Annotated in this window: 22 protein-coding genes and 1 tRNA gene; 14 read left to right on the forward strand and 9 right to left on the reverse strand. The window is 61.0% G+C overall.

Annotated elements, in window-relative coordinates; genetic code table 11:
- Together MOV61_RS12025 and MOV61_RS12030 are read left to right on the forward strand one after the other, a co-directional pair.
- The coding region (locus MOV61_RS12025) for a TIGR00730 family Rossman fold protein (RefSeq protein ID WP_247136736.1) at positions 1 to 556 on the forward strand (556 nt) is incomplete at its 5' end.
- A gap of 57 nt (positions 557 to 613) precedes the next feature.
- The gene (locus MOV61_RS12030; protein ID WP_038539260.1) at positions 614 to 922 is read left to right on the forward strand and encodes a hypothetical protein; all 309 of its coding nucleotides are present in this window, start codon (positions 614 to 616) and stop codon (positions 920 to 922) included.
- A 101-nt stretch (positions 923 to 1023) separates the two neighbouring features.
- Here MOV61_RS12030 and MOV61_RS12035 read toward each other — a convergent pair whose 3' ends face one another.
- The gene (locus MOV61_RS12035) at positions 1024 to 1680 is read right to left on the reverse strand and encodes a calcium-binding protein (RefSeq protein ID WP_247136737.1); all 657 of its coding nucleotides are present in this window, start codon (positions 1678 to 1680) and stop codon (positions 1024 to 1026) included.
- Positions 1681 to 1790: 110 nt separating this feature from the next.
- Positions 1791 to 2504, reverse strand: a complete 714-nt coding sequence (locus MOV61_RS12040) for a pyrimidine 5'-nucleotidase (RefSeq protein ID WP_247136738.1) — start codon at positions 2502 to 2504, stop codon at positions 1791 to 1793.
- 105 nt (positions 2505 to 2609) lie between these two features.
- Between MOV61_RS12040 and MOV61_RS12045 the strand changes: the two genes are divergently transcribed.
- Both MOV61_RS12045 and MOV61_RS12050 read left to right on the forward strand, forming a co-directional pair.
- Entirely contained in the window at positions 2610 to 3512 is a 903-nt protein-coding gene (locus tag MOV61_RS12045; protein WP_247136739.1) for a DMT family transporter, read from the forward strand.
- Between the two features lie 72 nt (positions 3513 to 3584).
- Positions 3585 to 4358: an isocitrate lyase/phosphoenolpyruvate mutase family protein gene (locus tag MOV61_RS12050; RefSeq protein ID WP_247136740.1), complete on the forward strand. Its 774-nt coding sequence runs from the start codon at positions 3585 to 3587 to the stop codon at positions 4356 to 4358.
- 19 nt (positions 4359 to 4377) lie between these two features.
- Here the strand turns inward: MOV61_RS12050 and argB are convergent, their stop codons facing one another.
- Complete coding sequence (argB, locus tag MOV61_RS12055) at positions 4378 to 5265, reverse strand: acetylglutamate kinase (protein WP_038539277.1); 888 nt, start codon at positions 5263 to 5265, stop codon at positions 4378 to 4380.
- A 353-nt stretch (positions 5266 to 5618) separates the two neighbouring features.
- On the opposite strand from argB, the gene MOV61_RS12060 reads away from it, so the two are divergent.
- Complete coding sequence (locus MOV61_RS12060; protein ID WP_247136741.1) at positions 5619 to 6176, forward strand: fasciclin domain-containing protein; 558 nt, start codon at positions 5619 to 5621, stop codon at positions 6174 to 6176.
- 84 nt (positions 6177 to 6260) lie between these two features.
- On the opposite strand, the gene yihA is transcribed toward MOV61_RS12060, so the two are convergent.
- The 4 genes from yihA to rpmH all read right to left on the reverse strand — a co-directional run bounded on the left by yihA (position 6261) and on the right by rpmH (position 9421).
- Positions 6261 to 6908, reverse strand: coding sequence for a ribosome biogenesis GTP-binding protein YihA/YsxC (gene yihA / locus MOV61_RS12065; RefSeq protein ID WP_038539284.1), 648 nt, complete (start codon positions 6906 to 6908; stop codon positions 6261 to 6263).
- A gap of 152 nt (positions 6909 to 7060) precedes the next feature.
- Positions 7061 to 8866 (reverse strand): membrane protein insertase YidC, encoded by a 1806-nt coding sequence (gene yidC, locus MOV61_RS12070; protein WP_247136764.1) that lies wholly within the window; start codon positions 8864 to 8866, stop codon positions 7061 to 7063.
- Positions 8866 to 9258 carry a ribonuclease P protein component gene (gene rnpA, locus MOV61_RS12075; protein ID WP_038539293.1) on the reverse strand — a complete coding sequence of 131 codons (393 nt, stop codon included), beginning with the start codon at positions 9256 to 9258 and terminating at the stop codon, positions 8866 to 8868. Before rnpA ends, yidC begins: the two co-directional genes overlap by 1 nt.
- A 28-nt stretch (positions 9259 to 9286) precedes the next feature.
- Positions 9287 to 9421, reverse strand: coding sequence for a 50S ribosomal protein L34 (gene rpmH / locus MOV61_RS12080; protein ID WP_080719113.1), 135 nt, complete (start codon positions 9419 to 9421; stop codon positions 9287 to 9289).
- Between the two features lie 484 nt (positions 9422 to 9905).
- On the opposite strand from rpmH, the gene MOV61_RS12085 reads away from it, so the two are divergent.
- The 3 genes from MOV61_RS12085 to MOV61_RS12095 all read left to right on the forward strand — a co-directional run bounded on the left by MOV61_RS12085 (position 9906) and on the right by MOV61_RS12095 (position 13818).
- Complete coding sequence (locus MOV61_RS12085; protein ID WP_247136742.1) at positions 9906 to 11933, forward strand: methyl-accepting chemotaxis protein; 2028 nt, start codon at positions 9906 to 9908, stop codon at positions 11931 to 11933.
- 239 nt (positions 11934 to 12172) lie between these two features.
- On the forward strand, positions 12173 to 13603 hold the full coding sequence (locus MOV61_RS12090) for a HAMP domain-containing sensor histidine kinase (RefSeq protein WP_244447546.1): 1431 nt from the start codon (positions 12173 to 12175) through the stop codon (positions 13601 to 13603).
- 138 nt (positions 13604 to 13741) lie between these two features.
- Positions 13742 to 13818, forward strand: a tRNA-Arg gene (locus MOV61_RS12095).
- Positions 13819 to 13943: 125 nt separating this feature from the next.
- On the opposite strand, the gene MOV61_RS12100 is transcribed toward MOV61_RS12095, so the two are convergent.
- Positions 13944 to 14861 carry a LysR family transcriptional regulator gene (locus MOV61_RS12100; RefSeq protein WP_247136743.1) on the reverse strand — a complete coding sequence of 306 codons (918 nt, stop codon included), beginning with the start codon at positions 14859 to 14861 and terminating at the stop codon, positions 13944 to 13946.
- 120 nt (positions 14862 to 14981) lie between these two features.
- Here MOV61_RS12100 and MOV61_RS12105 point away from each other — a divergent pair, with 120 nt between their 5' ends.
- From MOV61_RS12105 to MOV61_RS12125, 5 genes are all read left to right on the forward strand, one after another.
- Positions 14982 to 15614: a pyridoxamine 5'-phosphate oxidase family protein gene (locus tag MOV61_RS12105; RefSeq protein ID WP_038539306.1), complete on the forward strand. Its 633-nt coding sequence runs from the start codon at positions 14982 to 14984 to the stop codon at positions 15612 to 15614.
- Complete coding sequence (locus MOV61_RS12110; RefSeq protein WP_247136744.1) at positions 15611 to 16081, forward strand: nuclear transport factor 2 family protein; 471 nt, start codon at positions 15611 to 15613, stop codon at positions 16079 to 16081. Before MOV61_RS12105 ends, MOV61_RS12110 begins: the two co-directional genes overlap by 4 nt.
- A gap of 314 nt (positions 16082 to 16395) precedes the next feature.
- Entirely contained in the window at positions 16396 to 17811 is a 1416-nt protein-coding gene (locus MOV61_RS12115) for a glycosyltransferase family 39 protein (RefSeq protein ID WP_247136745.1), read from the forward strand.
- A gap of 82 nt (positions 17812 to 17893) precedes the next feature.
- Positions 17894 to 18601, forward strand: a complete 708-nt coding sequence (locus tag MOV61_RS12120; protein ID WP_247136746.1) for an SDR family oxidoreductase — start codon at positions 17894 to 17896, stop codon at positions 18599 to 18601.
- Positions 18602 to 18616: 15 nt separating this feature from the next.
- Positions 18617 to 19654: a 4-hydroxyproline epimerase gene (locus MOV61_RS12125; RefSeq protein WP_247136747.1), complete on the forward strand. Its 1038-nt coding sequence runs from the start codon at positions 18617 to 18619 to the stop codon at positions 19652 to 19654.
- 4 nt (positions 19655 to 19658) lie between these two features.
- Here the strand turns inward: MOV61_RS12125 and MOV61_RS12130 are convergent, their stop codons facing one another.
- Complete coding sequence (locus tag MOV61_RS12130; RefSeq protein WP_247136748.1) at positions 19659 to 20585, reverse strand: tetratricopeptide repeat protein; 927 nt, start codon at positions 20583 to 20585, stop codon at positions 19659 to 19661.
- A gap of 231 nt (positions 20586 to 20816) precedes the next feature.
- On the opposite strand from MOV61_RS12130, the gene pyrC reads away from it, so the two are divergent.
- Entirely contained in the window at positions 20817 to 21854 is a 1038-nt protein-coding gene (gene pyrC, locus MOV61_RS12135; RefSeq protein ID WP_247136749.1) for a dihydroorotase, read from the forward strand.
- Positions 21855 to 21882: the final 28 nt, after the last annotated feature.

Below are 21882 nucleotides of genomic sequence, written 5' to 3' on the forward strand. Positions count from 1 at the left end.
CAACGACACGCAGCGCCAGAACCTCGAAGCGGCCTCGGTTTATTACGAGGAGGCGCGCAAGTTCGCCGCCCTCTGCGGCAGGCATTCCGCGAGCTACAATCATCAGGAATATGTGGTGGTGACCGGCGGCGGGCCGGGCGTCATGGAGGCCGGCAACCGTGGTGCGGCTGATGCCGGCGCGCCGAGCATCGGCCTCAACATCATGCTGCCCCACGAGCAGGCCCCGAACCGCTACGTGACGCCGGAACTCAGCTTCAACTTCCACTATTTCGCCATCCGCAAGATGCATTTCATGATGCGGGCCAAGGCAGTCGTCGTTTTCCCCGGCGGGTTCGGCACGTTGGACGAAATGTTCGAGGCGCTGACCCTCATCCAGACCAAGCGCATGGAACGCATGCCGCTCATCCTGTTCAGCGAAGCCTTCTGGCGCGGCATCATCAATTTTGGCGCGCTGGCGGAATTCGGGACGATCGCTCCGGACGACCTCAACCTCATCAGTTTCGTGGAGACCGCGGAAGAGGCGTGGAAGATCATCTCGGATTTCTACGAGCATTGAAGGCTTGATTGAAAGTCGCGAAGTTCGCGACTAGATTGTCGCTAGAGGATGGTACCGATGAGCGATGAAGTCGTAGATCTGAATTTTCTGGCCAAGCTTGGGCAGCGGACAAATGACGAGGTTCGCGCCCTTCGCAAGGAGGTTTCTGAAATCAGGACCCTGGCGATCCAGACTTATGAATTTTCAAAGCGCCTGGAACGACGTCAGGCGGAAGTTCGGGATGATCTCGAGCTCTCTATCAAAATCGAACTTGGCGGGGCTTTGTCCCACATGCAGTCGACGATCGAGCAGTCGCTTGTCCGCATCGAGGACAAGGTGGAGGAGGTCGCGGACCGAGTGACCGCAGTCGAGCACAGACCTTCCTGATTGCGGGCTTTATCTGATCCGAAAAATAAAAGAACCCGCCCTTTGGGGAAAGGGCGGGTCCTTGGGACGACTGTCGGAACTAGTTCCAAGGGGGCGGAGAACTAGAGGGGGCGGTCCGGCAAGTCGTCGATGGAAATGGTTCCATCCTTGTTGGTGTCCATGCGGGCGAACAGCTTGTCGGATGCGGCAGAAGCTTCTGCCTTGGTGATCTTCCCATCCTTGTCTTCATCGACCATGCGGAACATGCCCTGGCCCATCATCTGGCGGCCATGCGGGCGTTCCCAGCGGGCGTCCTCGCGGCCCCAGCCATGGCGGCCCTGGTCGTCGCGGTTCCAGGCGGAATGATCGCGGTCGCGGCGATGGTCGTCGCGCCGATCTGCCATGTCGCGGTTGGACTGGTCGTCCTTTTTGTCCGCGGTGTTGGCGACTTCCGGCTGGTTGTTCTTGCGGAACTCTTCCATCTTCGCCTGGCGATAATCGAACATTTCGCCGCGCGTCAGAGAGCCGTCCTTGTTGGCGTCGATTGCCGCAAAGAGCTTGTCCTGGAAGGCAGTCATCTCGTCCTTGGAGATTTTGCCATCCTTGTCGGCATCGGCGTTCTTCAGCAGGCGGACGAACATCACGTCCTGCATCATGGCGCGGCCGGGACCATTATGGCGGCCGGGACCATCACGCCCTGGGGCTGCAAAGGCCGGGATAGCTGCGCCGGCGATCAGCGCTGCTCCGAGGGTCGCCAGAACGATCTTTCTTGCGGTCATTGTGGTGGTCCTTCAGGTTGTTTCGATAGCCTGAAGATAGGGCCCGCAACCCGTCAAAACCACTTAAACATCCGTAATGTGGATGAACTTTCTGTAATGGCGATAAAACGTTAGCGGATGTTGAGGCCGGTGAGGAAACCCGTCAGATCGTCGGTCACATAGTCGATGTGATCGTCCTCATCGGTAAGCTTCTCCCAACGTTCCATCAGCACCGCATCCAGATTGCGCGGCACCAGAAGGACCGTGCGCATGCCGAGCGCTTTCGGCACCTGCAGATTGCGCGGCAGGTCCTCGAACATCGCAGCGCTTTTTGTATCGACCCGATGCAGGCTGGCGAACTTGTCGTAAGTCGCGCCTGCCGGTTTCGGCACGTAGTCGGCCGCGACGATGTCGAATATGTCGTCGAAATTATCGAGAATGCCGAGTGCTCGCGCCGCCGCCTCCGCATGTGGTACGCTGCCATTGGTGAAGATGAACTTGCGGCCGGGAAGGGCCTTGATCGCCTCGCCGAGTTCCGGATGCGGCAACAGCGCCGAATAGTCGATCGCGTGCGCCTGTTCGAGAAACCCGTCCGGATCTATGCCGTGGTTCAGCATCAGGCCTTGCAGCGTCGTGCCGTGTTCATGGTAATAGCGCTTCTGCAGCGCTTTCGCTTCCGCCGGCTCCAGCTGCAGCAATTCCTGCACATAGGCCGTCATGTTCTTGTCGATCTGTGCGAACAGATTGATGTGATGCGGATAAAGCGTGTTGTCGAGATCGAACACCCAGTCGCGGACATGGGCGAAATCGGCGGGATCGGGCAAGGTCTGCGGCTTTTTTTCCATGGCCGCTTTATGCACCGGCACGGCGGCAAAGAAAACGAAAAAGACGTACGCTTTCGGCCAGAGCCGGCCTTGGCGATCTGCCGGAACGCGTGATACCGCCCGCATATGGAACTCTGGATCCCCATCACCATCGCCGCCGCCTTCCTGCAGAACCTGCGCTCTGCGCTGCAGAAGCATCTACAGGGGTCTCTTGGCACGCGCGGAGCGAGCTTCGTGCGCTTCGGCTACGGTTTTCCGATCGCGATCCTCTATGTCCTGTGCCTTCACCATGTCGCCGGTTACCCGTTCCCGACACTGAACTGGACCTTCGCCTTATGGGCGGTGATCGGCGGGCTGGCACAGATCTTTGCGACCATGATGCTGGTGCATCTCTTTTCGCTCAGGAATTTTGCGGTCGGAACGGCTTATTCCAAGACCGAGCCGGTGCAGGCTGCCATATTTGGCTTCATTCTGCTCGGCGAAAAGCTGACGCCGGGCTCGGTTGCCGCAATCATCGTCGGCGTTATCGGCGTAATGACGATCTCGACGGCGCGCATGCCGCTCTCCTGGCGCAACATGATAGTCGCGCTGACCAGCCGCACCGCCCTGATCGGCATCGCCTCCGGCGCGGTCTTCGGTATTTCGGCCGTTTCCTACCGTAGCGCTTCGCTGTCGCTTGGCGGTCCCGGACCGGTCATGGAGGCCGCGGTGACGCTCGCCTGCGTCACGACTTTCCAGACCGCCTTCATGCTGGTCTGGATGTTCTGGAAGGACAAGCGTGAGATCGTCCAGGTCGTTCTCTCGTGGCGTTCATCCTCTCTCGTCGGCCTGGCAGGCGTCGTCGGCTCGGCCGGTTGGTTCACGGCCATGACCCTGCAGCAGGTCGCCTATGTCCGCGCTCTCGGCCAGATCGAGCTCGTCTTCACGTTCATGGCGTCCTATTTCCTTTTTCATGAACGGGTGAACCGCATGGAGGTGTTTGGCTGCCTCTTGATCGTCGGCGGCATCCTCGGGTTGCTCTTTTCCTGATCGCCGCCCGATTTGCGGCGGCATCCGTCACCGAAACCAGTTAGGGTATTCCGATCAATGGGAGGATCATTCATGCTGGAGAAAGACAAGGCAGCCGCGTTCGCAGCGCTTCACCGGAAGGGCAATCCGGTCATCATCTACAACATCTGGGATGCCGGCACCGCCAAGGCGGTTGCGGAGGCTGGGGCGAAGGCGCTCGGCACCGGAAGCTGGTCGGTTGCCGCAGCGCAAGGCTATGCCGACGGCGAAAACCTGCCGCTCGATGCATTGCTCGCCACGGCGAAATCGATCACCGCGGCCGTCGACCTGCCGCTTTCGGTGGATTTTGAGGGCGGTTATGCGGAAGATCCGGCCGAACTGGCGGCAAATGTCGCCAGGGTCATCGACGCGGGTGCGATCGGCATCAATTTCGAGGATCAGGTCGTCGGCGGCAGCGGTATCTATCCCGTGGAGCAGCAGGCCGATCGCATCCGTGCCATCCGGACCCTGGCAGACACGCGCGATATGCCGTTCTTCATTAACACCCGGACCGATCTTTTCCTTCAGGAAGGCGACCGGACGAAGCATGCAGCACTTCTCGATCAAGCGATCGAACGCGCCAAAGCCTATGCCGAGGCTGGGGGCAACGGGTTCTTCGCCCCGGGACTGGCCGATGAGGGGTTGATCGAGACTTTATGCAAAGCCTCGCCACTTCCGGTCAACATCATGATGTTCAGCGGCGTTCCGTCGCCGAAACGCCTCGGTGAACTTGGTGTCGGTCGGGTCAGCTACGGGCCGGGTCCCTACCGGGCGATGATGGCGAAGCTGAAGGAAGACGCCGCGGCGGTTTTCACCGCCGCCGGCTGAGCATTGGAGGCATCGGCGATCAGGGAACGATCAGTGTGCCGGCGCCGTGTTCGGTGAAGATTTCGAGCAGGACCGAGTGGGCGGTCTTGCCGTTCAGGATGACGACGCCCTGCACGCCGGCCTTGATCGCCTCGATGCAGGTCTCGACCTTCGGGATCATCCCGCCGGAGATCGTGCCGTCCTTGATGAGGGCCTGGGCCTGGGCGACCGTCAGTTCCTTGATCAGCTGCTTGTCCTTATCGAGGACGCCCGGAACGTCGGTGAGGAAGAGCAGGCGGGTGGCGCTGAGCGCGCCGGCGATGGCGCCTGCGAACGTGTCGGCATTGATGTTGTAGGTGGCGCCGTCGCGGCCCGGAGCGACCGGGGCGATGACCGGGATCATTTCCGACTTGGCGAGCAGGTCGAGCAGCGTGCGGTCAACTTCCACCACCTCGCCGACGAAGCCGAGGTCGAGAACCCGCTCGATATTGCTGTCCGGATCGATGACGGTCTTCTTGGCCTTTTCGGCGAAGACCATGTTACCGTCCTTGCCGCAAAGGCCGATCGCCCATTCGCCGGTCTGGTTGATCAGCGCGACGATTTCCTTGTTGATCGAGCCGGCGAGAACCATTTCGACGATCTCGACCGTCTTCTGGTCGGTGACGCGCAGGCCGGCTTCGAACTTGGATTCGATGCCCATCTTCGTCAGCATCGCACCGATCTGCGGACCCCCGCCATGCACGACGATCGGATTGACGCCGGACTGCTTGAGAAGCGCGATATCCGCCGCGAAAGCCTTGCCGAGCTCCGTGTCACCCATGGCATGGCCGCCGTATTTCACGACGATCGTCTTGTTTTCGTAACGCTGCATATAGGGCAGCGCCTGTGCCAGAAGCTTTGCCTGAAGTTCGCTTTCGGAAGCCGTCATGGGATACCCCTGAATATTGAGTGGGGCCTTTTAGCGCATGTTTTTGACAGAGGAAATAATAAGTCCGGAGATTATCGCGCAATCGACGGAGCCGCGCAGGCCAAACAGAGCGCCGCGCGCCAGCACGAACGCCGATCAGGGGCTGGGTGGTCAAGCGGATTGCGGGCGCTACGGAAAATATAAATCAATAAAAACAAAGGTTTGATATTTTATTTTCCGGCTTTCTCATCGCCACTGAAACTCTTCTTCTCCGGCTTCCGTCTCTTGTGATGTCTCCGCCGATGTCGGGACGCCAGGCCTTGGGAGGCGCGCATCCGCGCCGGGGCAACAAGATTCGTTGAGAGGAAGCCATCATGTTGAAGACCGCACTCCGCACGCTCGCCATCGCGACCGTTCTGTCCGCCGCCACAGTCACCGCCTTCGCCGCCAATCCCAAAGTCGGCGGCGCGGCGATGTATGAAGGCAAGAACATCGTCGAAAACGCCGTGAACTCCAAGGACCACACGACGCTCGTCGCTGCCGTCAAGGCTGCCGGTCTGGTCGAGACGCTCCAGGGCAAGGGCCCGTTCACGGTCTTTGCGCCCACCAACGAAGCCTTCGCCGCTCTGCCCAAAGGCACGGTCGAAACGCTGCTGAAGCCGGAAAACAAGGCTCAGCTTACCAAGGTGCTGACCTGCCACGTGGTTGCGGCGGACGCGATGTCCACGGCCATCGAAAAGATGATCAAGGACGACAAGGGCGCCCATGACGTCAAGACCGTTGGCGGCTGCATTCTGAAGGCCAAGGAAAACATGGGCAAGATCACGCTCACCGACGAGATGGGTGGCGTAGCACATGTGACGATCGCCGACGTCAAGCAGTCGAACGGCGTCATTCACGTGGTCGACAAGGTTCTGCTCCCGAAAATGTAAAAGCCGGTCACGCGTTTGGGGCTTTTGCATCAGTATCCGGTCGCCTCTCCTGGGGCGGCCGGATCTGCCGTTTCAAGAACAGCGTCAGACCGGGCGGCCGACGGTTTCGGCAATCGCCTGGCGCAGTTCGTCTATCCCCTTGCCCTTTTCGGAGGAAGTGGAGAGCACGAACGGGAAGGCGGCGGGATGCTTGCGGATCTTTTCCTGCGTCTCGGCCAGCAGCTTCACCACGGCTGGTTCCTTGATCTTGTCCGTCTTGGTCAGCACGATCTGGTAGGAGACGGCGGCCTTGTCGAGGAGGTCCAGGACTTCGTCGTCGTTCTTCTTGATGCCGTGGCGGCTGTCGATCAGCACATAGACGCGCTTCAGCGTCGCGCGGCCGCGCAGATAGTCGAAGACGAGCCTGGTCCAGGCATCGACGGTTTCCTTCGGAGCTTTGGCATAACCATAGCCCGGCATATCGACCAGTGCCATCGGCGGCAGGTCGGTACCTGCGCCCGAATAGCCATCCGGCACGAAATAGTTGAGCTCCTGGGTCCGGCCGGGCGTATTGGAAGTGCGCGCCAAAGCCTTCTGGCCGACGAGCGCATTGATCAGCGACGACTTGCCGACGTTCGAGCGGCCGGCAAAGGCGACTTCCAGCGGGCCTTCCGGGGGCAGGAATTTCATCGAGGGTACGCCGCGGATGAAGATCCAGGGGCGGCCGAATAGCGGTTTGTCGTCCGTGCTCATGTCTGCGGGCATCGGTTCTGGTCGTCCTGTTTTGTCGAAGGGCACGGCTTCAAGGTTTTGGCCGGCAATGTCAAGCTTTCGGGCTTTTCAGCCCTTTCCCTAAAAGAAAAACCCCGGACGAGCCGGGGTTCTCATTCGTTTATCGGCAGGCGCTATTTTGTCGGCGCCGGTTTTCGTCGGAAGAGGCCCTTCAGATTGTCGAACAGCTCCACCTTCGCACCATGGCGCTTCATGATGATTGCCTGTTGCGTCACCGACAGCGTGTTATTCCAGGCCCAGTAGATGACGAGGCCGGCCGGGAAGGACGACAGCATGAAGGTGAACACCAGCGGCATCCAGGTGAAGATCATCGCCTGGGTCGGATCCGGCGGCGTCGGGTTCATGCGCATCTGCAGGAACATGGTAACGCCCATGACGAGCGGCCACACGCCGATCATCAAGGCATGCGGCACGTCGTAGGGCAGCAGGCCGAAGAGATTGAAAAGCGAGGTCGGGTCGGGGGCGGACAGGTCCTGGATCCACCCGAAGAACGGCGCGTGCCGCATTTCGATGGTGACATAGATGACCTTGTAGAGCGAAAAGAAGATCGGAATCTGCAGGACGACCGGCCAGCAGCCGGCGATCGGATTGATCTTTTCTTCCTTGTAAAGCGCCATCGTCGCCTGTTGCAGGGCCATTCGGTCGTCGCCGAACTTGGCTTTCAGCTCTTCCATCTTCGGCTGCATGCGCTTCATGTTGGCCATCGAAGCGTATTGCTTGCTGGCCAGCGGGAAGAACAGCGTCTTGACGACGATGGTGGTGAGCAGGATCGCCACCCCGAAATTGCCCACGTGACGGAAGAAGAAGTCCATCAGCTGGAACATCGGCTTGGTGATGAAGTAGAACCATCCCCAGTCTATCAGGCGGTTGAACTGCGGAACGCCGAATTCCGTCTCGTAGCGCGAGACCAGCGGCACTTCCTTGGCGCCGGCGAAGACGAGGTTCTTGATCTCGGTCGACTGGCCCGGCTGAACCGTCAGGTCATCGCCCTTGTAGTCAGCCTGATAGCTCGCCTGACCGCCGGTGAAATGCGAGAAGCGCGCCACATAAGGCAGCGTCTGCGGCGGCACGATGGTGGCAGCCCAGTACTTGTCGGTGATCCCGAGCCAGCCGGTCTTGGCCTTCTCGTTGGTGTACTGCTCTTTTTCGATATTGGCGTAGGTATGCTCGTTGAGGCTGCCGCTCTCGCCCATTACGCCGATGAAGCCTTCGTGGATAACCCAGACGGCAGGCGTGGCCGGCTTGTTGTTGCGGATGACGCGGCCATAAGGCGTCAGCGTCACCGGGGCAGCGGTCTTGTTGTCGATCTTGTCGGCAACAGTCAGCATGTAATGGTCGTCGACCGAGACGGTGCGCGTGAAGGTGACGCCCTTCTCGTTGGTGAAGGTCAGCGTCACCGGCGTCTGCTGGGTCAGCTTGCCGCCGCTTGCGAGCGTCCACTGCGTGCCGGTACCGGGAGCGGTGCCGATCGTTTCATTCGGGATGTAGCCGACTTCAGTGAAATAGCCATCCGTCGTGTCGGATGGCGAGAACAGCGTAATGATCGGGCTCTTTTCGTCGACGGTTTCGCGATATTCACGCAGCTTGAGGTCGTCGAAGCGGGCGCCGGTCAGGTTGATGGAGCCGATCAGAGCAGGCGTCTCGATCTGGACGCGTTGCGACCGGGCCAGCGCATGATCGCGGGAGAGTGCGGCAGTTGCCGGGTTCGCACCAGGCAGGTTCCCCAGTACGCCGGAACCACTCTGAGCGCCGGGGCTTTCCGGCGAAACAGGCTGGGCGCTCTCGCCCTGAAGCGCACGGCTGGCTTCTTCGGCGCGCCGCTGGGCTTCCATCCTCGGGTTCATATAGAGGAACTGCCAGGCAAGAACGATCAGCACCGAGAGCGCGATCGCGATGAAGTAATTGCGGTTCTTTTCCATCATGCTTTCCTGGAACGGGTCTCCTCGGACCGCTTTGGTCTCGGCTTGCTTTCGATACGCTCGATAAGCTGAGCCGTCATATCCGCAAAGGGGGCCTTAAGCACCTCCCGCCGCGCGACAATCACATAGTCGTGTCCGTTCTTCATTGCAAATCCGGCAGATTGCCTCACCACCTCGCGGAGGCGGCGGCGCATGCGGTTGCGTTCGACCGCGTTGCCATGTTTCTTGGTAACGGTGAAACCGACGCGCGGCGCTTCGTCCGGCTGGTTCCGATCAAGGACTTCCAGAAGGAAGTTCCGGCCCCGGCGGGCTTCGCCTTCCCGGACGGCAAGGAACTGCGGCCGGCTTTTAAGCCGCCCGACAGTTTTCTCGTTCTTTGTCTCAGTCGTCATCGCCCGGTCGTCTCGGGCATCTCAGGCCTTAGGCCGAGAGACGCTTGCGGCCACGGGCGCGACGTGCGGAGAGAACCAGACGACCACCTTTGGTGGCCATACGGGTGCGGAATCCGTGGCGGCGCTTGCGAACAAGCTTGGACGGTTGATAGGTACGCTTCATTTATTTTAATACCGCGGTGTGCGGCCCTTCTTGGAGTTTGCCGTCATCACGACGGCAAGAGCGCTTCGGAAAAACGATCTGCGCAGGCGGCCGCATGCGTGCAAGCCCGCCGGAGCTGAACGTGGGCGGCTTATAAGAGGACTCCGCCGGAAAAGTCAATCGCTGCCGGGATTTTTGGCCGGCGATCCCCGAACGGAGTGATCTTCGATCGAAGTCGCCCGGCTGCGGCAGTTGCGACGTCACTGCCGTTAATCTCCTCTTGAAACAGGGGCGGGAATTGACGGGGCGGGGTCCTCACCACGCAAACGTCAAATGTCGCAACTTGTGGGCGCACCAGAAAAGTCCAAACCGTTTCGTCGGGACGCCCCCCATCCTCTAAGCATTTCTTTAATTTCTAAAGGCTAATTTTAGCATCGAATGGAAGAGAATCCGGCTGCGGGCCCGCCCTTCCTCACATGATAGGTCCCGTCTGGAAGGGAAAGAAATGAAAATTCGAGGGAAAATCAACCTCCTCGTCGGCCTGATGAGCCTCGTGGCCTGCTTTATTGGCGGCATGGCGCTGTTTGCCATGGCGGAATATCGGCAAATGATGGTTCAATATGAACTGGCCGCAGACCGTGCACACAAGGGCGAGCACCTTAACCGGCTCGTCACGGCCGTCGTGATGGACTCCCGAGGCGTCTACATGTCGAAGGACATCAAGGAGGGCGGAAAATTCGGCGATGGCATCCTCGGTTACTTGGATGAAATGGGCAAGCTTCTCAAGGATTGGGACAAGATCGTCCCTGCCGATGAACGTGCCGCATTCGACAAACTGCTCGCCCGCTCCAAGGAATTCACCGGATTTCGGACCGAGACGGCGCGCCTTGGCCGGGAGGTGAGCCCGGCTGCAGCCAACGAGCAGGGCAATAACGACGCCAACCGAAACAACCGCAAAGCCTATCAGGTCGAGATCGATGCGATCGTCGCCACCGACAAGGCCGTTCTCGCCGCCGTTAATGAAGAACTCAACGACTTCACGCAGACCCTTTTCATACTCGTCTCCGCGGTTACCCTGGCAGGCGTAGCCGCCGGTGCCGGTTTCGGCCTTTACCTGGGCCGCCGCCAGCTCAGCCATCCGATCACGGATCTGACCCGGTCCATGAAACACATCGCTGCCGGCGAATTCGACACGGTCGTCGGCGGGGCGGATCGCGCCGACGAGATTGGCGATATGGCCGCCGCGATCGAGATCTTCCGCAAGAACGGCATCGAGGTCGCGCGCATGAATGCGTCCGAAGCGACCATGCGCGGCAAGAGCGACGATCTGCAGACCCGCATGGCGGCCGTCGTCGCGGCCGCCGCGGAGGGCGATTTCACCCGCCGTATCGACAAGCAATGGGGCGAGGAGAGCCTCGACCGCTTCGCCCGTGACGTCGACATGCTCGTCGAGAGCGTCGATGCCGGGGTGTCCGAAACCCGGCGCGTCGTTAAAAGCCTTGCCGACGGCGACCTCACCGACAGCATGCGGGGCACTTTCAAGGGTGCGTTTGCCGAGTTGCAGCATAATGTCAACGGCACGATGGATACGCTGCGTGGCACGATGCGCAATGTCCGCACCGCCACCGGCTCCATCAATGGGAGCGCCGCCGAGCTCAGCCGGGCGACCAACGATCTGTCTCGCCGTACCGAACAGCAGGCCGCCGCGCTGGAGGAAACTTCAGCCGCGCTCGCGGAGATCACCGCCGTCGTCAAGAGTTCGACCGAGCGGGCGCACGAGGCAACCGTCATGGTCGGCGAGGCCAAGCAGAGCGCGGTCCAGTCGGGCGAGGTGGTGCGCAGCGCCGTCGATGCTATGGGTCGGATCGAGCAGGCCTCCCGCGAGATCGCGCAGATCACCAACGTCATCGACGAGATCGCCTTCCAGACCAATCTTCTGGCTCTGAACGCCGGCGTCGAGGCGGCCCGTGCAGGCGAAGCCGGCAAGGGTTTTGCCGTCGTCGCGCAGGAAGTCCGCGAACTCGCCCAGCGCTCGGCAAGTGCCGCAAAGGACATCAAGGCGCTGATCAGCAAATCCGGCGAGGAAGTTGCCGGAGGCGTGATGCTGGTCCAAAAGACCGGCGAGGCGCTGTCGGAAATCGAAACCCGCGTTTTGAGCATCAATGACCATATCCACTCAATCGCCGTCGCCTCCCGCGAGCAAGCGACCGGGCTTGGCGAGGTCAGTACGGCCGTCAACCAGATGGACCAGGTGACCCAGCAGAATGCCGCCATGGTCGAGGAGACGTCGGCCGCGACCCAGACCCTCTCCTCCGAGGCCGATAGCCTGTTTGCACTGGTCTCCAATTTCGACATCGGCCAGGAGAGCGAGCGCGTCGCCGAACCGGTCAGGGCCCCGCGGCCCGTCGCCGCGGCTGCCGTTCATCGGCCGCGCGTCTCTCCGGTGAAGGCGATGACTGGCGCACTCTCGCGGGCTTTCGGCGGAACGGCCACCGCAACGGCAGCCGTTGCCGGGGATTGGGAAGAATTCTGATCCAGTTTCGCATATCGATCGAATAAGGAAGCGGAGATGGGCAACCTTCTCCGCTTTCTCTTTTGCACTGCGGCAAAGGGACTGGTAAAAAACCGCCGAAGCTCTAGAATGGCTGATCATCCCTGTGCCCGCTTCGATCCGGCGGGTCCAGTATTTCGGAAATGGAGATCCGCATGGACGACGAGGTTCATACCTCGGGGCGCTCGGGGTCCTCGCCGGAAGGCGCAGGCCCGGAAACCATGCCGCGTCTTTTCCGCGGCCTTTCCGGCAGGCTCTTATGGCTCACCGTCATTTTCGTGATGATGGCCGAAGTGCTGATCTTCATCCCCTCCGTCGCGACCATGCGGATGAACTGGCTGCGTGATCGTCTGGATACCGCCGCCGCCGCCGGCATCGTCATCGACGGATTGCAGCCCGCTGAACTCCCCCGCGCCGTGCAGGACGATACGCTGCTTGCCACCGGCACCAAGGTGATCGCGCTGCGCAAGGACGGCACCTCGCGGCTGCTGGCTGCCACGGACACGCAGCCCCAGATCGATCAGGTGTTCGATCTCGCCAACACCCCGTTGGTCTCGGCAATGTGCGATGCAGTCGACACGCTCGTCTTCGGCGGTCGCCGGGTCATGCGCGTCTATGGTCCGATCGGCGACAGCGATATGATCATCGAACTGGTCATGACCGATGACGCCCTGCGCAAGGACATGCTGAAATATTCGAAGACAATGTTTCTGCTGTCGCTATTGATCTCCCTGATCACCGCGGTGCTGATCTTCCTTGCCATCAACCGCATGATGATCATGCCGATCCGGCGGCTCACCCATAGCATGCAGCTTTTCTCGGAACAGCCGGACGATCCCGCCCGCGTCTTTAGCGCCGATCGCTCCCGGGGCGAACTTGCCGTCGCAGGCCGCCACCTCACTGCCATGCAGGCGCAATTGCAGCGCATCCTGAAACAGCAGAAGAACCTGGCCGATCTTGGCCTCGCCGTGTCCAAGATCAACCATGATATGCGCAACATCCTGGCATCGGCGCAGCTGATGTCGGACCGCCTGACGGACGTCGACGATCCGATGGTCAGGAGTTTCGCACCGAAACTGCTGCGCACCATAGACCGGGCTGTAGGTTATACGAGCGAAGTCCTGGCCTATGGGCAAGCCTCCGAAGCAGCACCCCGCCGCCGCCGCATCCGCTTTGCCGCGCTGGCGCAAGACGTGCGCGACATGCTGGCGATCGATCCGGAAATAGGCATCGAGTTCCTGGACCAGATCGCCGCTGATCTGGAAGTGGATTGCGATAGCGAGCAGATTTTCCGCGTCATCCATAATCTTTGCCGGAACGCTGTCCAGGCGCTGGTGAATTTCGATCCGCAGGATGCGTCCATGGTTCGCCGGGTAACGGTCTCCGCGCATCGCGTCGGCAGCGTTGTCAGCATTACCATTGACGACACGGGCCCCGGCATGCCCCGAAAGGCCCGCGAAAACCTGTTTTCCGCGTTCCGCGGCTCGGCGCGGTCGGGCGGCACCGGGCTTGGCCTGGTGATCGCCCGCGAGCTCGTTCTCGCCCACGGCGGCACCATCGCGCTTGTGGAGAAACCCGGCCCCGGCACGCAGTTCAGGATAGAAATTCCCGATCGTCCGGTGTCGCTGGAGGACTACCGGGCTCGGGCCTGATGCAAATAAATGTTGCTTCTCAACGGTTTGAGCGAGAAGTGACAGCAAAATGACGTTGCCCGCGGTAAAATCGCTTGCAATCGGAATGCGGACGTTTTAGAGGATCGCCACGCAAGCGGTCACGCACTGCTTGCAGACGCACCCGTAGCTCAGCTGGATAGAGCACCAGACTACGAATCTGGGGGTCGGGCGTTCGAATCGCTCCGGGTGCGCCATATTTTTCCGCTAGACGACGCTATAGGCGTCCCTTCATGGTCTAGCGGTCCGAAAGGACAATCTTCCTCAAAGTATTGAACCGGCGACCATGTTTCGCGGCTTTCGATCGCAGTCATGCAATGCCTCAAGTGGCCGAGCTGATCCTGCCGAGTGCCTGGCGCAGCCTCGGTGTCGCGAAATCCAGGAAGCTGCGCATCTTGAGCGGCATCTGGCCGCGCGCGGCATGGATGAGATGGATGGGGGCCGGCTCCGGCTCGAATGATTCCAGGATGATCCGGAGCGCTCCGGCTTTGATCGCGTCTTCCACCTGGTAATGGAGCAGCCGCGTCACCCCGACATTACGCGTCGCGGCTTCCGCGGCGGCCTCGGCAGTCGAGACCGAAAGGCGGGGTGCAGCGATCATCTCAGCGGTCGTGCTTGATCCCGTCGATAACATGTGCCGAATCGGCGATGGGATTGGCCCTTCGAACGTCACCCACGGCATCCGTCGAAGGTCCTCGGGTGTCTGCGGAATGCCATCGACCGCCAGCAGGGCCGGGCTGGCGCAGGTGACCATCCGCATCGATCCGATCCGCGTCGCGACCATCGCGCTGTCCGGCAGCTGCCCGATCCGGACGGCCATATCGACATGGTCGTCGACAAGATGAATGTTGCGATCGGCGAGCAGCAGGCGGATGTTGATCTCGGGGAACAGTGCCAGGAAGTCGATGACGATGGGCAGCACATGCAGCCGGCCGAACATAACCGGCGCCGTGACGACCAGTTCACCCTTCGGTGCAGTGAACTCGCCGGCTGCCTCGCGTTCGGCATCCTCAACCTGTTCGAGAATACGCCTCGCGGCGGTCACATAGGTGGCGCCTGCGTCGGTCAGGGTTAGTTTGCGGGTCGTGCGGATCAGCAGGCGCGCACCGAGCGATGCCTCAAGCTCGGAGATCTTCCGGCTGAGCGTCGGCACGGGAACCCGGAGCGCCCGGCCCGCGGCAGACAGGCTACCCTTGTCCACCACCTCCAGCAGCATTGACATGGCTTCGAAGCGATCCATCCGCTTTTCCATTTCTTGGTAAGATGAGTTCCAATCTTACTCTATTCTGCAGAATTGTGAAAAGAGGCATTGTCTCCGCCAACCCGCCGATCGCGGCTCCCGACCTGAAGGAGGTCCATCATGTCCTATGGCTTTCTGGATATCGCTATAACGCCCAGCGTCCGGGCCGCACAGAAAACGATGGGTGTCGACCACATCTGGCAGAACTTCAACGGCGATCGCGACTTCGATCGACTGACGGAAAACGAAGCGGCCTTTATCGCTGCCCGCGACAGCTTCTATATGGCGTCGGTTTCGGAAACCGGCTGGCCCTATGTCCAGCATCGGGGCGGTCCGAGCGGTTTCCTGAAGGTGGTCGATGACCGCACATTGGCTTTTGCCGATTACCGCGGCAATCGCCAGTACATCAGCACCGGCAATGTGGCAGCGAACGACCGGGTCAGCCTCTTCCTGATGGACTACGCGCATCGCGCCCGGCTGAAGATCTACGCACATGTCGAAGAGGTGGCGCTCGACGCGGATCCTGAACTGACTATGCTGGTCACCGACCCGAATTACCGCGCCAAGATCGAGCGCATCTTCCGGCTGCGGCTCGAGAGCTTCGACTGGAACTGTCCGCAACACATCACGCCTCGCTTCACCGAGGGAGAAGTCAACGAAGCGGTTCGTCCCTTGAGGGAACGTCTTGCTCAGCTCGAATCCGAAAATGCCGAGCTGCGGGCTCGCCTTGCCACCCCTGGAGATACCCAATGAGCGATCAACGTCCTCCACTGCCGCCGTTCACACTGGAAACGGCTGTCGAAAAAGTCCGGCTTGCGGAAGACGGCTGGAACAGCCGCGACCCGGCCCGCGTGGCGCTCGCCTATACCGTCGATAGCTTTTGGCGCAACCGCGCCGAATTCGTCCAGGGGCGTGAAGCGATCGTCGGTTTCCTCACGCGCAAATGGCAACGAGAGCTGGACTACCGGCTCATCAAGGAGCTGTGGAGCTTCGGCGAGAACCGCATAGCCGTGCGCTTCGCCTACGAGTGGCACGATGATAGCGGAAACTGGTTTCGCTCCTACGGCAACGAGAACTGGGAGTTTGACGAAAACGGCCTGATGCGCCGGCGCTTCGCCTCCATCAACGACACACCCATCCGCGAGAGCGACCGCCGCTATCACTGGCCCCTCGGCCGGCGGCCGGACGAGCACCCCGGCCTTAGCGATCTGGGCTTCTGACTCCCAGGTGATCGCTTCCCTCGACTGCGGCAGTTTTACGCGCGTCGCGCCTGCCGGCTCACACGATGGAGAGCATTGGTCGATGTGCATGCGGTCAATTTCCCCCAAGTTATAGAACGCTGAGCACGAGGCTCTATTGATCCGCGCCCCAGGTCGTGTCACGTGCTGCCATATGATGTTTTCCTGAAGAAGAGAAAATGAATCGTGAGAGCGTGGACGCGGTGCGTTCCGATGAGTTAAAAAAAACCGGCCGGTTTGCAGGGTTTTTGGCCGGTGGCCTAGGGCCTGCGGCACTTTTTCTCGGCGCCTACTTCTTGCTGAGCGTCGCTGTTCGCCTGGCGCTTCCCAACGCGCTGACGCTGGACGAGGCCGAGCAGGCGTTGTTTTCGCAATATTGGCTGGCCGGCTACGGGCCGCAGCCGCCTTTCTATAACTGGGTTCAGAATGCCTTTGTCAGCGTGACGGGCATTTCGCTTTTCTCGCTGACCCTGCCGAAATTCCTGATGCTGCTGTCGTGTTACGTGTTTTTCGGCATGGCGGCACGCGAACTCCATCCGCGGCCCGGCTTTGCGGCGCTGGCGATGCTGAGCCTGCTCACTCTGCCGCAACTCTCCTACATGCCACAGCAGGATCTGACCCATACCGTCGCAGTGCTGATGGCGACGTCGCTGTTCCTCTACGGGCTCTTCCGAACCCTTGTCCGGGCGGATTGGCAGGGCTACCTCATCCTTGGAGTCGCGATCGGCATCGGCACGATCTCGAAATACAATTTCGCGCTGCTGCCCGCCGCTACCATCATCGCCGTATTCTGCGACAGGGAATGGCGCCCCCGTCTTTTTGATCCGCGCATCCTGCTGACTGCGATCGTCAGCCTGGTCATCGTCCTCCCGCACGCCCTCTGGCTTCTCGGCCACCTCGATCTCGCGACATCTGGCACGATCGGCAAGATGGTCGAGGCGAACGTACCGCATGGCGCCGTTCGTATTGTACGCGCCCTCGGCTCGCTGATGCTTGCCTGCGTGGCGTTCGGCGCGCTGACGGTCGTCATCTTCGCGGTCGCCTTTAAAGGCGAGTTCAGGAGATCGCTGAAGGCAAGCGACCGCTGGACGCGTCTTCTGGGGCTGATGATGGCGGTGGGCCTGCTCGGCGTCGTGCTCGTCATCCTTTTCACCGGGACGACCAAGATTACGGAGCGCTGGCTCGATCCCTATCTTCTGCCTTTGCCGCTTTATCTGCTTCTGAAGCTGGAACGAGCGGGCGTTGATACCACGTCCCATCTCAGGCGCTTCGTCCCCGTCTTCGCCGTCATCATGCTCGTGACGCTGGTGCCGCTGGCGGGGAAGACACTGACGGGCGGGCTCACCGGCGGCTACACCCGGATCAACTATCCGTTTGCATCCATCGCCGAGGCTCTCAAAGCCGAAGGTCGACCGGCGGTGATCATTGCGGCCGGCATGAACCTGGCTGGCAATATGCGGCTACAGTTTCCCGATGTGCCGGTCATCAATTCGGAGCAGCCGATCGCCGGGTTCCCGACTCCGAACGCCGTGAAGGGGCCAGTTCTGGCGATCTGGACCGACGAAGGGGCGGCATCTGGCTCGCCGCCGATCGATCTTTCCTCCATCGAGACGCTCGGACTGACCCCATCGCCTGCCAAATCCCTCTCCCGGCCCTATTATTACGGCGACGGCGAGACGCGGCTGAACCTCGGTTATCTCTGGCTTCGCTGAAGACGGTAGGCAAACCGGCGCGGCTGATATATCTGTTCGGGAAGCCTGTTCGCAGGCGGACAAAGGCTTAGAGGAGATTCCGATGGCTGAGATGGAAAAGGTCGCGCTGATTACCGGCGGCGGGCGCGGCATGGGTGAGGCGATCGCCCGCGAACTGCACGCTCAGGGTTACAAGCTTGCACTGATGTCGCCTTCGGAAAGCTGCGAGAAGCTGGCAGCCGAACTCGGCGGCGTCGCCTCGCGGGGCGTCGCGGAAAAAGCCGAGGACATCCAGGCGATTTTCGACCTCACCATGAAAACCTATGGCCGCATAGATGCCGTGGTCAATCATACCGGCCATCCGCCGAAGGGCGATCTGCTCGATATCACCGATGAGGACTGGACGCTCGGCTCGGACATGATGGTCCTGTCTCTGGTGCGCATGGCGCGCCTGGTGACTCCGGTCATGCTGAAACAGGGCAAGGGCGCCTTCGTCAACATCACCACCTTCGCCGCCTACGAGCCCTCGCTCGTCTTTCCAGTCTCGTGCACCTATCGCGCCGCGGCCGGCGCCTTCGCCAAACTCTATTCGGACCGTTATGCCGCCGACAACATCCGCATGAACTGCATCCTGCCTGGTTTCATCGACAGTCTCGACCACAAGCCGGGGACGGCGGAAAAAGTACCGATGAAGCGCGTCGGACAGGTGGAAGAAGTTGCGAAGACAGCCGCCTTCCTCCTTTCGGATGGTGCGGGATACATCACCGGCCAGAACATCCGCGTTGATGGCGGCATCACTCGCCACGTCTGATCGGGAGCATATGGGATGAGATGGAAGCGCACGATCCAGCTGCTGGACGTTCATTGCGAAGGTGAGATCGGCAAGGTCGCGATCGGCGGCGTGCCGAAGATCCCGGGCGAAACGGTTGCCGATCAGCTTCGCTGGCTGAACACCGATCCGAAGGGCAATGAACTTCGCCGCTTCCTCTGCCTCGAGCCGCGCGGAGCGCCGATCGGCTCGGTCAACCTGCTGCTGCCGCCGAAACATCCTGATGCGGACGCCGCCTTCATCATCCTGCAGCCGGACCAGGCACATGCGAGTTCCGGGTCGAACTCGATCTGCGTCACGACAGCGCTTCTGGAATCCGGCATCGTCGAAATGCAGGAGCCTGAGACCGTCGTGACGCTTGAAACCGCCGCCGGCCTCGTGCGGGCAACGGCCACCTGCCGCGACGGACGCTGCGAGAAGGTGAAGCTCACCATGGTGCCGTCCTTCGTGCATCAGCTTGACGTCAAGGTTCAGACCCCGTCATGGGACGAGATCACCCTCGACCTTTGTTATGGCGGGATCTTTTACGGACTGGTGGATGTCGGCCAGGTCGGCCTGACCATCGAGAAGGGCAATGCGGCAGCACTCGTCCAGGCAGGCATGGTGCTGAAGGACCTGATCAACAGGCAGGTCGAGGTCGTGCATCCGGAAATTCCGGCGATCTCAGGCGTCGCTTATGTGATGTTCCGCGATGCGGAGGCTGACGGTACAGTGCGCACCTGCACGACGATGTGGCCGGGGAGGGCGGACCGTTCGCCCTGCGGCACCGGCAATTCCGCCAATCTGGCAGCGCTCCATGCGCGCGGCAAGGTAAAGGTGGGGGATGTCTTCAAGTCACGCTCGATCATCGGTTCCCAGTTCGAGGTGGGACTGGCATCCGAAACGGAGGTCGCCGGAAAGCCGGCGATCATTCCGACGATCACCGGCCGCGGGTTCACCTTCGGCCTGCATCAGATCGCTCTTGATCCATTCGACCCGTTGTCGGACGGTTTTGCGATGACCGACGTATGGGGGCCGTCCGCCGGAGAAATCTGAGCTTTCAGATTTCCTTGCCGTTGCCGGCCGTCTGTTCCATGTCGCCCGGCTTCAGCACCAGCGAATTGACACCTTCGGTCGTTGCGGGGGCGCTCGGGCCCGGGACAACACCCAGTTCCTGCATCTGCATGAATTTGTAGGCGCCGAAGACGTCGCCCTTCTCGGCAGCTTTGCCGTACATTTCGGCAGCCTTCAGAGCATTTGCTTCGATGCCTTCGCCGGCTTCATACATCAGCCCGAGATTGATCATCGCATCGGCATTGCCGCGCTGGGCCGCAAGGTCGTACCAGGCGATCGCCGTCTGGTCGTCCTGCTCCACGAGGTGGCCTTCGTCATAGATCGCGCCAATGTTGAAGGCAGCGGTATCGTCGCCTTCCGCTGCCGCCTTTTCAAACCAACTGAGCGCCCGCTTGACATCTGGCTGGGTGCCGAGGCCATCGCGATAGGCGACGCCGAGATTGTAGGCGGCAAGAACGTTGCCGCTGTTGGCGGCTTCCGTATAGAACTGGAATTCGGATCGCTCGTCGCCGAGCCGGCCCATCAGCATGCCGAAATTGACCTTGGCGGCGGGATATCCGGCCTTGACCGCAACGTCATATGCGCTCATCGCCTGGCCGGCCTGCTGGGTCTTGTTGAGAGCCCGGCCGAGCTGATAGGCGAAGCGCGGGTTGCCGGTCGTGTCATAGGCCATGCGGCAGGCGTCCACCGCGGTGCCGTCTATATCGGAAATGCCGACCGGGGCGAATTCGCCGTTGCGCTGCTGATCGTAGGGGCTGCCGGCGAGCCGATCGCACTCCGTCTGCATGGCAGACGCGAGTTGCAGGTTGGCCCGCTCCTCTGCGCCTAGCGAAACGGTCAGCGCGCAGAGCGCTGCAGCAGTACCTGTGGCAATCGCAAAACCCCTGTTGACTTTGGAGAAGCGGGATTTCATTGTTCGCTCCGATTTACTGATTCTTCAGATTGCTTAACGAACGCTGCAAGCGGGCGCCGGTTCCGTGTGCCTTTCATCTTTCATGCGTGATGAACCTCTGGATCCCGCACGTTTGCGTGAGAAGTAATCTGCATCGGGCCTGCTGGATTGTAGGTTCCTCGCATGATCGGATTGTTTTGGCCGAGCCATTGATGTTATGGCGGACAAATCGATCACGTCCGGAAGCTTCCCATGAAAACGCTCACGCTCCGCCGCCCCGATGACTGGCACCTGCACCTGCGCGACGGCGACGTCCTCAAGGCGGTGATCGGCGATACGAGCCGACATTTCGCACGCGCAATCATCATGCCCAACCTGGTGCCGCCGGTGGTGACGACCTCGGATGCCAGGGCCTATCGCGAGCGCATCCTCGCGGCGCTTCCGGCCGGTGATCGCTTCGAGCCGCTGATGACGCTCTACCTGACGGAACATACCGATCCGGACGATGTGGAAGAGGGAGGCAAGAGCGGGCTGATCTCAGCCGTGAAGCTTTATCCCGCCGGTGCTACGACCAATTCCCATGGCGGCGTACGCGACTTCAACAAGGCGATGCCGGTTCTGGAGCGCATGGCGAAGATCGGCCTGCCGCTCTGCGTACACGGCGAGGTGACCACGCCGGAAGTCGACATCTTCGACCGCGAGGCCGTCTTCATCGAGACAGTGCTCGATCCGCTGCGCAAACGCCTGCCGGAACTGAAAGTCACCATGGAGCACGTGACGACCGCCGATGGCATCGACTACATCAAATCGTCGGAGGGAAATCTCGCCGGTTCGATCACCACCCACCACCTGATCATCAATCGCAATGCCATCCTGGTCGGCGGCATTCGCCCGCATTATTACTGCCTGCCGGTCGCCAAGCGCGAGAACCATCGCCTCGCACTGCGGGCGGCAGCGACATCCGGTGATGCGCGCTTCTTCCTCGGCACAGATTCCGCCCCCCATGTCGATCCCCTGAAGGAATGCGCCTGTGGTTGTGCTGGCATCTATACGTCGGTCAACACCATGAGCTGCCTTGCGCATGTGTTCGAGGACGACAATGCGCTCGACAAGCTGGAGGCTTTCACCTCGCTTAACGGCCCGGCTTGGTACGGACTGAAGCCGAATGAAGAGACCATCACACTTGAAAAGCGCGACGAGCCGGTGAAGTTTCCGGACAAGCGCGACAGCGGCGCCGGGCCGATCACGGTCTTCGATCCGATGTTCCCGCTGCACTGGGACGTCGCGTGACGTCCCTCCGGAGCCGTCAGATCAACTC

This window comes from Neorhizobium sp. BETTINA12A, from assembly GCF_023006485.1.
Taxonomy (GTDB): Bacteria; Pseudomonadota; Alphaproteobacteria; order Rhizobiales; family Rhizobiaceae; genus Neorhizobium.